At 75.0% G+C, this 15,199-nt stretch carries 3 protein-coding genes; 1 reads left to right on the forward strand and 2 read right to left on the reverse strand.

Going from position 1 to position 15,199, the window contains the following annotated elements; genetic code table 11:
• Positions 1–276 precede the first annotated feature (276 nt).
• Positions 277–1,140 carry a hypothetical protein gene (locus ACFXGA_RS28690; protein WP_378093110.1) on the forward strand — a complete coding sequence of 288 codons (864 nt, stop codon included), beginning with the start codon at positions 277–279 and terminating at the stop codon, positions 1,138–1,140.
• Positions 1,141–1,142: 2 nt separating this feature from the next.
• Here the strand turns inward: ACFXGA_RS28690 and ACFXGA_RS28695 are convergent, their stop codons facing one another.
• Positions 1,143–1,337, reverse strand: a complete 195-nt coding sequence (locus ACFXGA_RS28695) for an MbtH family protein (protein WP_378093111.1) — start codon at positions 1,335–1,337, stop codon at positions 1,143–1,145.
• Entirely contained in the window at positions 1,334–15,049 is a 13,716-nt protein-coding gene (locus tag ACFXGA_RS28700) for an amino acid adenylation domain-containing protein (RefSeq protein WP_378093113.1), read from the reverse strand. The genes ACFXGA_RS28695 and ACFXGA_RS28700 overlap by 4 nt, the downstream gene beginning before the upstream one ends.
• Between the last annotated feature and the right edge of the window lie 150 nt (positions 15,050–15,199).

A 15,199-nucleotide genomic window follows, 5' to 3' on the forward strand; every position in this document is an offset into this window, starting at 1 on the left:
TCCGCCCCCCCCCCGCGGGGGGGGGGGGGCGTCTGTGGGCGACCGCTGGGCGGGGGGTGGGGGTGTGTACAACCCGGCGGGGGCGGTGCTTCACCCCCCACGATCGAGTGGACTGCGGCCGACCGGGTCGCGGCGGCGATCGCCATGGTCGGCGCGGCGACCCGGCCCGTACCGGAAGCGGTGGGCACCCTGACCCGCTTGGCCCTGCATCACAGAGTCCGGTTCAGTGCCTGGCGGGCACTGGCCGACTGCGGCACGTCGTACCGACGTGAGGTGATGGCCAGAGCCGTCGGTGTGGTGGAGGACGAGGCGGAAACCCTGAACGCCAGGTTCAGGGCTGTCGCGCTGATCATCGACCTCGTGAAGGTGCTGCCGACCGGAGTGCTGGACTTCCTGCGCCAGGTGGTGTCGGACGACCGGACTTCATCACGGCGGCGGCTCGACGCGCTGGTCCGACTCCGCCACGTTGACGGGTTGGACGGTGTCCGCGCCCTGCGCGACGACGAACGCACGCCCCCTGCCGTTCGACGGCTCGCCGCCATGAGGCTGATCGACTACCGACCGGAGGACCGCGCCAAGGGGGCCGAACTGCTCCGCTGGATCGCGTCCGACAACGACCAACGACCCGCCTTGCGGTGTGCGGCGGTGTCGGACCTCTTGCGGTTCGGCGCTCTTGGCCGTGCCCACGCCGCCGAGATCGCGCACGCGATGGCCGTCGACACCACGTTGCCGACGACGAGCCGGGTGCGTGCCGGCCAGGTGCTGGCCGAGGCGGCGCGGAGCAGGCGGTCCGCGGCGTTGGCGATCCTCCACGAGTTGTCGGCGGTGGAGAACCCACTGCACCGGCTGCGGGTGTGGAAAGCGATTGCGGCCATCACGCCGTTGGCGGCCACGCAGCCGTTACGCGCGATGACACGGGATCGCGACCTCCCACCGGTGGCGCGGGTGCGCAGTGCCGAAGCACTCGTCGCCAACCATCGAGAGCAGCGGGAATCCGCCGTCATCGCGGCGCGCGAGGTGGCGTTCGACGAAGCGGTGCCCGAACACGTCCGGGTGCGCGCCGCGCGGAACCTCGCCCGGTGGAGCGAGGTGTTCCGCGACGACGCACGGCAACTGCTGCGCACCCTGGTGGAGGAGTGACCTCAGCGCAGGCTCAGCGGGCGCAGGTCGGTCCAGTGCTCCTCCACGTAGGCGACGCACGCGTCGCGGGTGTCGGGGCCGAACGCGGACGTCCAGCCGGCCGGGACGTCGGCGAACGACGGCCACAGCGAGTGCTGGCCCTCGTCGTTGACCAGGACGTGGAAGCGGCCTTCGGGGTCGTCGAACGGGTTCGTCACGGCTGGATCCTCCGGTCGGGGTCGGTCGTCGCGCGGTGCAGGTGCTCCAGCACCGAGTCGGCGAGGCGTCGGGCGGTGTCGCGGGTGAACAGGTCGGTGGCGTAGACCAGGTAGCACGGCACGGGGCCGTCGTCGCGCGGTTCGTAGAAGCTGACGGTCAGCTCGGCCGGAGTGGTGCCGGTCGGCACGGCTTCCAGCGTGCCCGCGTCGCCTTCCAGGGCCGCCAGGTCCGCCTTCTCGTGGTGCACGATCAGGACCTGCGGCGTCACGGGCACCGGCACGTCGGCGTGCTCGAAGGCGGCCAGGTCGGCGGCCCGGATCCGGGCCAGCAGCTCGGTGTAGCCGGGGTCGCCCGCGGTGTCGGTGCGCAGCACGACCCGGTTGAAGAACCCGCCGACCAGGTCGGCCAGCGCCTCCTCGGTCCGCCCGGCCACCAGCGCGCCGATCGGCAGGTCCGTGCCGTACGGGGTCAGCGCGGCGGCCACGGCCGCCTGCACCACCATGAACATGCTGGTGCCGGTGCGGGCCGCCAACCGGTCGACGGCCGCGTGCAGCGACGCCGGCAGCTCGAACGGGACCACGTCGGCGGGGTGGCGGTCGGCGGCGACCCGGTCGCCCCGGTAGGGCAGGTCGAGGACGGGCAGGTCGCGCAGCGCGTCGCGCCAGAACGCGCGCTGCTCCTCCCTCACCGCCTCCACGACCTCCAGGGACCACAGGGTGTAGTCGGCGTAGGTGACCGGCAGGTCGTCCCACGTCGGGGCCTCGCCGCGCCGCCGGGCCGCGTAGGCGCGTCGGAGGTCGCGGAACAGCGGCACGACCGACCACTCGTCCACCGCGAGGTAGCCCATGGTGAGCAGCAGCGCCTGCGCGCCGTCGCGGTCGTCCACCAGCAGCCTGCCGCGGAACGGCGGCCGGTCGGCCGGCACGGGTTCGGCGGCGAACGCGCGCAGCGCCTCGTCCAGCGCCGCCACCGGCACGACCTCCAGCGGCGCGGCGGGCACGGCGCGTTGCACGTCCCCGTCGGGCACCGTGCGCAGCGGCTCGTGCCGCTCGACCACGTCCGCGTAGGCCGCGGTCAGCGCCGGCACGTCGAACGGGGTGCGGGCGCGCAACGCCAGCGCGTGGTCCCACACCAGGGTCGTCCGGCCCCGCTGCACGGGCGCGAGCGGCAGGTCCACCGGCCGGTCGAACCGGCGCAGCGGCGGCCGGGCCGAACTCGCCCCGGTGAGCCGCCCCGCCAGCCCGGCCACGGTGGGCGAGTCGAACACGTCGCGCAGCGCGAGGTCCACGCCGAACACCGACCGGATGCGGCCCACCAGCCGCATGGACGCCATCGAGTGCCCGCCCAGGGCGAAGAAGTTGTCGTGGATGCCCGGCGACACGCCCAGCAGCTCGGCGAACAGCTCCGCGATCGCCTTCTGCTCGGGCGTCACCGGCCGGTCGTCGCCGGTCAGCGCGGACCAGTCGGGGCGCGGCAGGGCGCGGCGGTCGAGCTTGCCGTTCGGGGTGAGCGGCAGCGGCCCGTCCAGGAACACCACCGTCGCCGGGACCATGTACTCGGGGAGCCGTTCGGCGACGAACGCCCGCAGGTCGTCGTCCGTGCGGCCCACCACGTACGCCACGAGCCTGGTCACGTCCGCCGTGCGGTCCACGACCACGGCCGCCTGCGCGACGGCCGGGTGCCGGGCCAGGGCGGCCTCGATCTCGCCCGGCTCGATCCGGAAGCCCCGGATCTTGACCTGCGTGTCGACGCGGCCGAGGAAGTCCAGGTTGCCGTCGGCGCGCCACCGGGCCCGGTCGCCGGTGCGGTACATGCGCGCGCCGGGCGGCCCGAACGGCGAGGCGACGAACCGCGACGCGGTCAGCGCGGGTTGGCCGACGTACCCGCGGGCCAGGCCCCGGCCGGACACGTACAGCTCGCCGACCACGCCGGGCGGCACCGGCCGCAGCCGGTCGTCCAGCACGTACACGGTCGTGTTCGGGTCGGGGACGCCGATGGGCACCGCGGTGTCCCACCCCGGCACGGCCCGCCACAGGGTCGAGTTGACCGTGGCCTCGGTGAGGCCGTACGCGGCGTGCAGGCGCAGCCGGCCCGCCCAGCGGCCGATCACGTCCGGCGGCACGGTCTCGGTGCCGACGAGGACGGTCGAGCCCGGCGGCAGCTCGCAGTCGGCGGGCAGCGCCGACACCAACGACGGCGGCAGGATCATGTGGGTGATCCGGCGGTCGCGCAGGAAATCGGTCAGCGCCGGGCCGGCGACGCGCGCCTCGTCCGGGGCGAACACCAGCCGCCCGCCCACGCACAGCGCCATGGTCAGCTCGAACACCGCCACGTCGAAGCCGACCGAGGCGAACTGGAGCACGCGGCTCTCGGCGGTCAGGTCCATCCGGTCCAGCGCGGTGGCGGCCAGGCTCGCGATGCCCTCGTGCGGCACCACCACGCCCTTGGGGCGGCCCGTCGAGCCCGACGTGTAGATGACGTACATCGCCGAGTCGAGCGAGCGCGGTCCGCGGTGCGCGTACGGCCCGTCCGCGGCCGCGAGTTCGTCGCGCGCGGCGTCCGAGTCCAGCAGCAGGACCGGGGCGACGTCGGGGACGGGCGCGGCCTGCGTCGTCACCACGAGCGTGGCGGCGGAGTCGCGGATCATGTAGGCGATCCGGTCGGCCGGGTGGGACAGGTCGAGCGGGAGGTAGGCCGCGCCGAGCTTGAGGACGGCCAGCACGGTGGCGACCATGTCCGCCGACTTGGGCACGGCGACGCCGACCACCGACTCGGGGCCGACGCCGCGGTCCGCGAGCAGCCGGGCGATGCGGTCGGACCGGCCGTCGAGCCACGCGTAGTCGACCGACCGGGCGCGGTCCACCACGGCGACCGCGTGGGGCCGCTCGGCCACGCACCGGGCGAACAGCCCGGTGAACGTCTCCTCCGGCACGTCCCGCGCGGTCCGGTTGAACTCGTCCACCACGCGCCGGCGCTCGTCGGGCGCGAGCAGGTCCACCGCGCCCACCGGCGCGGACGGGGCGGCCGCCACGGCGTCCGCCAGCGCGGCCAGCCGCGCGCCGAGGCGTTCGGCGGTCACCCGGTCGAACAGGTCGGTGGCGTACTCGAGCCGGCACGTCACCGGCCCGTCGACGACCTCGGTGAAGCTGAACACCAGGTCGAACTTCGCGGTGGTGGTCTCGTGGCCGACCCACGTCACCGGCAGGCCGTCGAACGCCGCCGCGTCGCCGCCCCGGGCGTGGTAGCCGACCATCACCTGGAACAGCGGGTTGCGCGCCGCCGACCGGGCCGGGTTGAGCCGGTCCACCACCGCCTCGAACGGCACGTCCTGGTGCGAGAACGCGGCCAGCGACGTCTCCTTCACCCGCGCCACCAGTTCGGCGAACGTCGGGTCGCCGGACAGGTCGGCCCGCAGCACCAGGGTGTTGACGAAGAAGCCGACCAGGTCGTCCAGCGCCTCGTCGGTGCGGCCCGCGATCGGCGCGCCCAGCGGGATGTCCTCGCCCGCGCCGAGCCGGCCCAGCAGCGCCGCGACCGCGGCCTGCAACACCATGAACATCGACGCGCCGGACGCCTGCGCCAGCGCCCGCAGCGCGGCGACGGTCTCCGGCCGGAACGCCACCTCCAGGTCCGCGCCGCGGAACGTGGGCCGGGCCGGGCGCGGCCGGTCCACCGGCAGCTCCAGCTCCTCCGGCACGCCGGCCAGCGCCGTCTCCCAGAACGCCAGCTGCTCCTCGCCGACGACGTCCAGCACGTCGCGCTGCCACACGGTGTAGTCCGCGTACTGCACGGGCAGCGGCGTCCACGCCGGCGCGGCACCGGCCCGCCGCGCCCGGTACGCGGTCGCCAGGTCGCGCAGGAACGGCCGGTCGGACCACTCGTCGGTGGTGATGTGGTGCAGCAGGACGACGATCAGGTGCTCGTCCGGCGACAGGGCCGCGACCGTGACCCGCAGCGGCAGCTCGGCGCGCAGGTCGAACGGCCGCCCGACCTCGTCGCGCACGATGCCGGGCACGTCGTCCGGGGTCGCGTCGCGCACCACCACCACGGGCGTCACGTCGTGCAGCACCCGCTGGAACGGCACGCCCTCGTGCTCGCCGAACACGGTCCGCAGCGCCTCGTGCCGGTCCACCACGTCGCCGACGGCGGCGGTGAACGCCGGCACGTCCAGGGCGCCGTGCAGGGTGAACACCAGGGGGAAGTTGTACGCGGCGGACGTGCCCTCCATCTGCTGGATCAGCCACAGCCGCTGCTGCGCCGACGACAGCGGCAGCTCGGCCGGCCGGTCCACGCGGACCAGCGGCGGCCGGACCGTCCCGCCGCCCGCCCGCGACGCCAGCCCGGCGACGGTCGGCGCGTCGAACAGGTCGCGGATCGCGAGGTCGACGCCGAGCGCCGACCGGGCCCGGCTGATCAGCCGGGTGGCGAGCAGCGAGTGGCCGCCGAGGTCGAAGAAGTCGTCGTCCACGCCCACCGACGGCACGCCCAGCACGTCGGCGAACAGCCCGCACAGGACCTCCTCCTCGCGGGTCGCGGCGGCCCGCGAGGACGCGGCGGCGGTGATCGCGGGCGCGGGCAGGGCGCGCACGTCGAGCTTGCCGTTCACGGTGAGCGGCACCGCGTCCACCGGCACGATCGCGGCGGGCACCATGTAGTCGGGCAGGCGGGTCTTCAGCTCGTCCCGCAGCACCGCCGGGTCGACGTCGGACACCACGTACGCGATCAGCCGCTTCACGCCGCCGGGGCCCGCGTCCACGACGACCGCCGCGTGCGTCACGCCCGGCCGCGAGGCCAGCGCGTTCTCCACCTCGCCCGGCTCGACCCGGTAGCCGCGGATCTTGACCTGGTCGTCGGTGCGGCCGAGGAAGTCGAGGTTGCCGTCCGGCCGCGCCCGCACCAGGTCGCCCGTGCGGTACATGCGGCCGCCGGGCGGGCCGTACGGGTCGGCGACGAACCGCTCGGCGGTCAGCCCGAACCGGTCGTGGTAGCCGCGGGCCAGGCCGACGCCCGCGATGTACAGCTCGCCGGGCGCGCCGGGCGGCGCCGGCCGCAGGTGCGCGTCCAGCACGTACGCCCGCGTGTTCCGGATGGCCTTGCCCACGGTCGCCGTGCCGCTGTCCCCGGTGGACGCGCCGAGCGTGTTGATCGTGTACTCGGTCGGCCCGTAGAGGTTGTAGCCGTACGTGCCGGGCGTCTCGCGCAGCCGCTGCCACACCGACTCGGGCACGGCCTCGCCGCCGAGCAGCACCAGCGCGGGCACGTGGCCCTCCAGCAGTCCCTCCTCGATGAGGAGCTGCGCGTAGGTCGGGGTCACGTTGACCACGTCGATCAGGTGCTCGTCGCAGTACGCCACCAGGGCGGCCGCGTCGCGGCGCAGCTCCTCGTCGCACACGTGCACCTCGTGGCCCTCGACCAGCCACAGCAGCTCTTCCCAGGACATGTCGAACGCGAACGACACGGTGTGCGCGATGCGCAGCCGCCGCCCGCCCGCCGCGGCGATGGCGGGCTCGAAGATCGCCTGCTGGTGGTTGAGCTGCATGTTGGTCAGGCCGCGGTACGGCGTGACGACGCCCTTGGGCCGGCCGGTCGAGCCGGAGGTGTAGATGACGTACGCGGGGTGCTCCAAGGAGAACCGCGGCCACTCGCCGGTGTCCGGCGTGCGCTCCAGGTCCAGCTCGTCCAGGCACAGCGCGTCCGGCACCAGCCCCACCGCCGTGGTGGACAGCACGCACAGCGGATCGGCGTCGGAGATCATGCCCAGCAGCCGGTCGGCCGGGTGGTCGAGGTCCAGCGGCAGGTAGGCGGCCCCGGTGCGCAGGACCGCGAACAACGCCACCACCATCTCGGTGGTGCGCGGCAACGCCAGCGCGACCACCCGTTCCGGTCCCGCGCCGCGGTCGATCAGCAGCCGCGCCAGGGCGTCGATCCGGCCCTGCAGCTCGGCGTAGGTGAGCCGCCGGTCGCCGAACACGAGCGCGGTCGCGTCGGGGGTGCGGCGGGCCTGGGCGGCGAGCAGGTCGGCGATGGTGTCCTCGACCATCGGGGCGGCGCTCGCGTCCCACCCGGCCGCCAACGCCCGCCGTTCGTGGTCGGGCAGCACGTCGATCGTGCCGACGAGCGCGTCCGGCGCGTCGACCAGCCGGCGCAGCACGGTGGTGTAGCGGGCGAGCAGGGCCTCGGCGGCGTCGGCGGTGAAGACGTCCGGCCGGGACGCGAGCGTGACGCGGGTGCGCGCGCCCGGCGTGACGATCAGCGTCAGCGGGAAGTGCGTGCCGTCCACGTTGGACACGTCCAGCACGCCGTGCCGTTCGGCCAGCTCGCCCTGGCGGTCGTCGCCGTCGCCGGTGCGCAGCACGAACAGCGTGTCGAACAGCTGCCGGTGCCCGGCCTCCCGCTGGAGTTCGCCGAGGCCGACGTGCTCGTAGGACATGAGCGCGGTCCGCTCGGCCTGCACGCGCCGCAGCAGGTCCAGCACGGTCTCGCGGGGGTCGAGCGCGATCCGGGTGGGGATGGTGTTGAGGAACATGCCGATGACGTGCTCCACGCCGGCCACCTCGACCGGGCGGCCCGCGACGGCGGTGCCGAACACCACGTCGTCGCGGCCGACCTGGCCCGCCAGCACCATCGCCCAGGCGGCGGTGAACACGGCGTTGGCGGTCAGCCCGTGCCGCCGGGCCCGCTCGCGGAGCCGGTCGGTCAGCCCTTCGGTCAGCTCGTGGTGCAGCTCGGCCGGGATGACCGGCTCCCGCGACCGGTCGGCGGGCGCGACCAGGGTCGGCTCGCGCAGGCCGGACAGGGCGGTGCGCCACGCCCGCAGCGCGGCGTCGTGGTCCTGCCGCGCCAGCCACGCCAGGTAGTCGCGGTAGGAGCCGGGCGGCGGCAGCTCGACGTCCGGGTCGCGGTACAGCTCCAGCAGCTGCTCCAGGAACAGCCACGCCGACCAGCCGTCCCACAGGATGAGGTGGTGGGTGACCACGAGCCGGTCGCGGCCGTCGGGCAGCCGCAGCAGCAGGAACCGGCACAGCGGCGGCACGGCCAGGTCGAACCGCTCGCGCCGGTCGGCGGCCAGCAGCGCGGGCACGTCGGCGTCGTCGGCGTCGACCACGCGCAGCGGGATCTCCGCGGCCGGGGCGATGAACTGCACCGGCGCGGGCACGCCGTCGCCGGTGAACCCGGCGCGCAGGCTGGGGTTGCGGGCCAGGAGCGCGGCCCCGGCGCGGCGCAGCCGGTCCACGTCGAGCCGGCCCGCGAAGTCCATCGTCTCCTGGGAGAGGTAGACGTCGAGCGCGCCGGTGTCGTAGCTGGAGTGAAAGTACAGGCCCTCCTGCAACGGCGAGAGCGGCCACACGTCCTCCGCCTCGGGCAGCGCGCGGCGCTGCTCGTCGGTCAGCACGAGCAGCGGCGCGTCGTCGGCGGTGTCGTCGGCGTCCTCGACGGCGGCGAGCGCGGCGACCGTGCGGTGCTCGAACACGTCGCGGGGGCTGATCCCGATGCCCAGCCGGCGGGCCCGGGTCGACACCGCGATCGAGGTGATGCTGTCGCCGCCGAGCACGAAGAAGTCGTCGTCCACGCCGAGGTCCGCCACACCGAGGACGTCGGCGATCACCCGGCACAGCAGGCGTTCCCGGTCGTTGCGGGGCGCGCGGCGGGCGGTCGTGCGGACGGTCGGCGCGGGCAGCGCGTCGTGGTCGAGCTTGCCGCTGGGGGTGAGCGGGAAGTCGGCCAGCGCGACCAGGGCGTGCGGCGTCATCGCGGCGGGCAGCGCGTCGGCGATCCCGGCGCGCACGGCGTCGAGGTCGACCTCGGCCGGCGTCACGTAAGCGAGGAGCTGGTCGTCCCGGGCGATGACCGCGGCCCGTGCCACGCCGGGCAGCCGGACGAGCGCGGACTCGATCTCGCCCGGCTCGATCCGGTTGCCGCGCACCTTGACCTGCCGGTCGGTGCGGCCGAGGTAGACGAGCGCGCCGTCGGGGCGGCGCACGACCAGGTCGCCGGTGCGGTACATGCGGGCGCCGGGCGGGCCGAACGGGTCGGCCACGAACCGCTCCGCGGTGAGCGCGAACCGGCCGTGGTAGCCCAGCGCGAGCTGCGCGCCCGCGAGGTACAGCTCGCCGGGCACGTTCGCCGGGACGGGCCGCAGGAACGGGTCCAGCACGTGCAGCCGGGTGTTCCACACCGGGCGGCCGATGGGCACGGCCGGGTCCGGCGCGCCGTCGTACTCGAAGTACGTGACGTCCACGGCGGCCTCGGTGGGGCCGTACAGGTTGTGCAGCGGCACGCCGGTGAGGTCGCGCCAGCGGGCCGCGACGTCGCCGGTCAACGCCTCGCCGCTGCTGAACGCGCGGCGCAGGCTCGCCGCCCACGCGGGGTCCTCGCGCACCTCGGGGACGGTGAGGAACGCGGCCAGCATGGACGGCACGAAGTGCAGCGTGGTGATCCGCTCGCGGCGGACCAGGTCGGCGAGGTAGGCGGGGTCGCGGTGGCCGTCGGGCCGGGCGAGGACGACGGCCGCGCCCTCGCACAGCGCCCAGAAGAATTCCCAGACGGAGACGTCGAAGCTGGACGGGGTCTTCTGCAGCACGCGGTCGTCGGCGGTCAGGCGGTACTCGTGCTGCATCCACGCCAGCCGGTTGACGATCGCGCGGTGCGTCACCAGGACGCCCTTGGGTCGCCCGGTGGAGCCGGACGTGTAGATCAGGTAGGCCGGGCGGTCCGGGTGCGGCGCGGGCAGCTCAACGTCGGGCGCGTCGTCGTCCCGGCAGTCCTCGGGCCGCACGACGGCCGTCGCGCCCGAGTCGGCGAGCATGAAGTCGATGCGCTCGGCCGGGTAGTCGAGGTCGAGCGGCAGGTAGGCCGCGCCGGCCTTGAGCACGCCCAGCAGCGCCACCATCAGCTCGGCGGAGCGCGGCACGGCGACCGCGACCACGTCGTGGCCGCGCAGCCGGCGGGCCAGCGCGGTGGCGCGCCGGTCGAGTTCGGCGTAGGTGAGGGTGACGTCGTCGTGGACGACGGCGACGGCGTCCGGGGTGCGGGCGGTCTGCTCGGCGATCCGGCTGACGAGCGTGCCCTCCGGCACGTCGGCGGCGGTGGCGTTCAGCGCGGCGAGCCAGTCCGCTTCGGCCGGGGAGACGAGGTCGAGGCTCGCGACCGGCCGGTCGGGGGTGGTGGCGAACGCGGTCAGCAGCGCGACCAGCCGTTCGGCCAGGCCGGCCACGTCGGCGTCGGGGAGGCGGTGCTTGAGGCGCAGTTCGAGGCGCTCGCCGGGCAGCACGACGAGGGCCAGCGGGTAGTGGACCCGGTCGCGGATCTCGACGTCGTCCACCAGGTCGGGGAAGTTCTCGACCACCACGAGCGTGTCGAACAGCTCGCCGTGGCCGGTGACGCGCTGGATCTCGGCGAGGCCGAGGTGCTGGTGGTCCAGCAGCCGGGCCTGCTCGCGCTGGAGGTCGGCGAAGACGGTGGCGAGGGTGTCCGCGCCGCGCCAGCGCTGGCGCACCGGCACGGTGTTGATGAACAGGCCGACCGCGTTCTCGATGCCCGGCACCTCGGCCGGGCGGCCCGCGACGGTCGTGCCGTAGACGACGTCCGCGCGCCCCGTGAGGCCGCCGAGCAGCAACCCCCAGGCCCCGTGCAGGACCGTGCTCACCGTCAGCCCGCGCCGCCGGGCCTCCCCGGCCAGCGCCGCGCTCAGCTCGGCGGTCAACCGCACCCGGTGCTGCCCGTGCCGCGGCGACGCTGCGCGGGCGTCCCCGCCCAGGGAACCCCTGTTTTCATTCTGCCGGCGGGGTCCGACAATTCCGGCCGCCGACGGGTCCGCCGAAGGGGCAAGGCCGGCAGATCCGGGGAACTCCGCCGACGCGGAAGGGTCGGATGCCGAGGACAGCGGCAACGCGGAACGCTCGGACGACACCGAACGCTCGGACGCCGCCGAACCGTTCACAGACGCCGAACCGTTCACAGACGCCGAACGGCTCACAGTCGCCGAGCCGGCAGGGGACGCCGAACCCCCCGAAGATCCCGACGCCCCGGCGCGCTCCGGCGCCTCCGAGGGCGCCGACGAATGCCCGGGAGCGTCCGGGGCCCCGGACCGGTCCGACCACGCCGGACCCCCGAACGCCGCCGAACGCTCCGAACCGGACGAAGCCGACGCTGCGCGGGCGTCCCCGCCCAGGGGACCCCTGTTTTCATTCTGCCGGCCCGCGGCGGCGGGGCCCAGACCCGCGACGCCGCCTGTGGACAACCCCGGTGCGACCTTCGTCGGTCCGTCCACACCGGACAGCGCGGCCCGCCACGCGGCGTGCGCCGCGTCCCGGTCCCGGCCCGCCAGCCACGCGAAGTACCGCCGGTGGTCCACCGGCTCGACCCGACCGCCGAGCAGCTCCCGCCGCAGCAGCCCGACCGACCAGCCGTCCAGCAGGATGTGGTGCAGCGTCAACACCAACCGCCCGCCGTGCCGCGCCGCGCGCATCAGCGGCGGCCGGGAGAGGTCGAACGGCTCGGCGCGTTCCCGCGCCAGCACGTCCTCGACGTCCACCGCCTCCGGGTACTCGCGCCACGGCAGCTCCGACGACCCCGCGATCACCTGCTCCACGCGCCCGCGGTCGGTCTGCCGGAAACCCGCGCGCAGCAACGGGTGCCGGTCCAGCAGGCCCTGCACGTCCTCCCGACCCACCGGGAGCGCCAGCACCTCCTGCACCACGTACGAGTCGTCGGTGTCGTACTGCGCGTGGAAGAAGAACCCCTCCTGCAACGGCGACACCGGCAGCACGTCCGACGAGAACGCGTCCAGCTCCACCTCGCCCGCGTCGGCCACCCGGGCGACGCGGGCCAGCCCGGCCACGGTCCGGTGCTCGAACACCTCGGCCGGCGTGAACTCCAGGCCCGCCCGCCGCGCCCGCGACACCAGCCGCATCGTGACGATGCTGTCGCCGCCCAGCTCGAAGAAGTTGTCGTGGATGCCCGGCGTCAGCCCGAGCACCTCCTCGACCAGGCCGACCAGGGTCCGCTCGACGGGGTTCGTGGCCGGCGCGTCGCCGCCGAGTGCGGTCCAGTCCGGTTCCGGCAGCGCGGCGCGGTCCAGCTTCCCGTTGGGCGTCACCGGCAGCCGCCCCTCCAGGGGCACCACCACCGACGGCACCATGTACTCCGGCAGCAGGCCCGCGACGTGCTCGCGCGCGTCCACCGGCGACGCCGAGCCGACCACGTAGGCGACGAGCCGCTTCACCCGCCGGTGGTCCTCCCGCACCAGCACGGCGGCCTGCGCGACACCGGGGCACGCCATGAGCGCGCTCTCCACCTCGCCGGGCTCGATCCGGAAACCGCGGATCTTCACCTGGCCGTCGGACCGGCCCAGGAAGTCGAGGTTGCCGTCGGCGCGCCACCGGGCCCGGTCGCCGGTCCGGTACATGCGCGCCCCCGGCCCGCCGAACGGGTCGGCCACGAACCGGGACGCGGTCAGCGCCGCCTGCCCGCGGTAGCCGCGCGCGAGCCCGCGCCCGCCGACGTACAGCTCGCCCTCCACGCCGACCGGCACCGGGCGCAACGCCGAGTCGAGCACGTAGCAGCGGGTGTTCGGGTCGGGCGCGCCGATCGGCACCGGCCCGGTCCAGTCCGCCCGCGCCGGCCACAGCGTCGAGTTCACGGTGGCCTCGGTGAGCCCGTACGCGGCGACCACGCGCAACCGCCGCGCCCACCGGGCGATCAGCTCGGTCGGCACGGTCTCCGTGCCCACGACGAGCACCGCGCCCGCGGGCAGCTCGCACTCCGGCGGCAGCGCGGCGACCAGCGACGGCGGCAGGATCATGTGCGTCGCGCCGTGCGCGGTGACGTAGGAGGTCAGCTCCTCGCCCGCGACCCGCCGGTGTGACGGCACGACGATCACGCGCCCGCCCACGCCCAGCGACATGCACAGGTCCCACACGGCCACGTCGAACCCGACGGACGCGAACTGCACGACCCGGCTGTCGGGCGTGACGCCGATCCGGTCGACGGCGGTCGCGATGAGGCTGCCGATGCCCTCGTGCGTGACCACGACGCCCTTGGGCCGCCCGGTCGAGCCGGACGTGTAGATCACGTAGGCGGCCTGGTCGAGCGCGATGTCCAGGCCGAGGTCGGAGCCGTCGTCGGGCAGGTCGAACCGGGTCCCCGGCGTGATCACCAGCCGCGCGCCCGCGTCGGCGACCATGAAGTCCACCCGGTCGCGCGGGTGGTCGAGGTCCAGCGGCAGGTAGGCCGCGCCCGCCTTCATCACCGCGAGCAGCGCGACCACCAGGTCGGCGGAACGGGGCAGGGCCACGCCGACCACGTCCTCGGCGCCCACGCCGGACGCGACCAGCGCGCGGGCGAGCCGGTTGGCGGCAGTGTTCAGCTCGGCGTAGGTGAGCGAGACGTCCTCGCACACCACCGCGACGGCGTCCGGGCGCAGCGCGGCCTGGCGCTCGACCGCGCCGGGCCAGGTCACCTCGTCCACCGCGCGGGGGGACGTGCCGAGGTCCAGCAGCCGGGCGCGTTCCGCCTCGTCGGTCAGGTCGATCAGGCCGACCGGCAGGTCGGGGTCGGCGGCGAGCACGCGCAGGAACCGGCGCTGGTGGTCGGCCAGCTCGTCGGGCGTGCAGACGGCGGCGTTCGCCTCGAACGTGACGACCAGCCGGCCGTCGGCGCGCTGGAGGAACGACGTGGTGAGGTCGTTGACCGGGCCGAGCGACAGCATGTGGAACACGGGGTCGAACTCGGCGAAGCCCATCTCCCGGCCGAAGCCCAGGTAGTTGACCGTCGGCCCGACCAGCTCGGGGATGCCGTCGCGCAGGCCGAGTTCGCGGGCCAGGTCCTCGCCGCGGTAGGCGCTGTGCGGCAGGACCTCGCGGATCTCGCGGTCCACGGCGGCGATCAGGTCGGTGATCGTGTCGTCCGGCCGCACGGTGACGCGCAGCGGCAGCACGGTGGACGCCATGCCGGGCGTGGACCGGCTCACCGCGTCCCGCCGGCCGGTCACCGGCATGGCGAGCACGAGGTCGGACGCGCCGGTCACGCGGTGGGTGTAGGCGGCGACCGCGGCGAAGACCTGCCGCGAGGACAACGGGGTCGGCAGCTCGACGGTGCGGCGCACGACGTCGCGCACCTGGCCCGCGGCCCGCGGCACGAGCCGCACCGGCTCCGGCCGGTCGCCCATCCGGGCGTGCCAGAACGCCCGGTCCCGCTCGCGCGCCGGCGAGTCGCGGTAGGCGAGGTCGGCCTCGACCAGCGCCTCGACCGGCTTGGGCCGGGGTTCGGCGGCCCCGTCGTACAGCTCGCCGGCGCGGCGGGCCATCAGCACGCAGCCGAACGCGTCGGTCACGAGGTGGTGGTAGCGCTGGTACCACAGCACGTGGTCGTCGGCGACGCGCAGCAGCGCGTGGTGGAACAGGGGGCCGTCGGCGATGTCGGTCAGCCGCGCCACGTCCTCGTCCATCCACGCCCGCGCGTCGGCGAGCGAGTCGAACGACCGGACCGTCACGTCGGTGGTCGGCGGGACCGGGACCTGGCCCTCCTCGGTGAACCGGACGTGCAGCGCGCCGGTCTCGGCGAGCACCCCCCTGATCGCCGCGAGCAGCCGGTCGTGGTCGACCGGGCCGCGCAGCTCCAGGTACCACGCCACGTTGTAGACGGGGTTGTCGGGCTCGAGCCGCTGGGCCAACCAGACACCGGTTTGCGCCCCGGTCAAGGGCAGAGCCATGGTCACAACCTTCCCCGTTCCTTCCCGACTTCCCCGCGCGCACCGCGGGGGGGGGGGGGGCGCGGGGCCCCCCCCCCCCCGGGGGGGGGCGCGCGGTTTGTTTTATCTCACGCCCTCCGGCCGGTGGGTTTAAAAAAAATAGGGAGACCC

The organism is Actinosynnema sp. NPDC059335, assembly GCF_042752395.1.
Taxonomy (GTDB): domain Bacteria; phylum Actinomycetota; class Actinomycetes; order Mycobacteriales; family Pseudonocardiaceae; genus Actinosynnema.

What these genes read in the sequence shown, in the direction of transcription:
- ACFXGA_RS28700 (WP_378093113.1), bottom strand. Translation starts at nt 15,049, where the DNA reads ATGGCTCTGCCCTTGACCGGGGCGCAAACCGGTGTCTGGTTGGCCCAG.
- ACFXGA_RS28690 (WP_378093110.1), top strand. Translation starts at nt 277, where the DNA reads ATGGCCAGAGCCGTCGGTGTGGTGGAGGACGAGGCGGAAACCCTGAAC.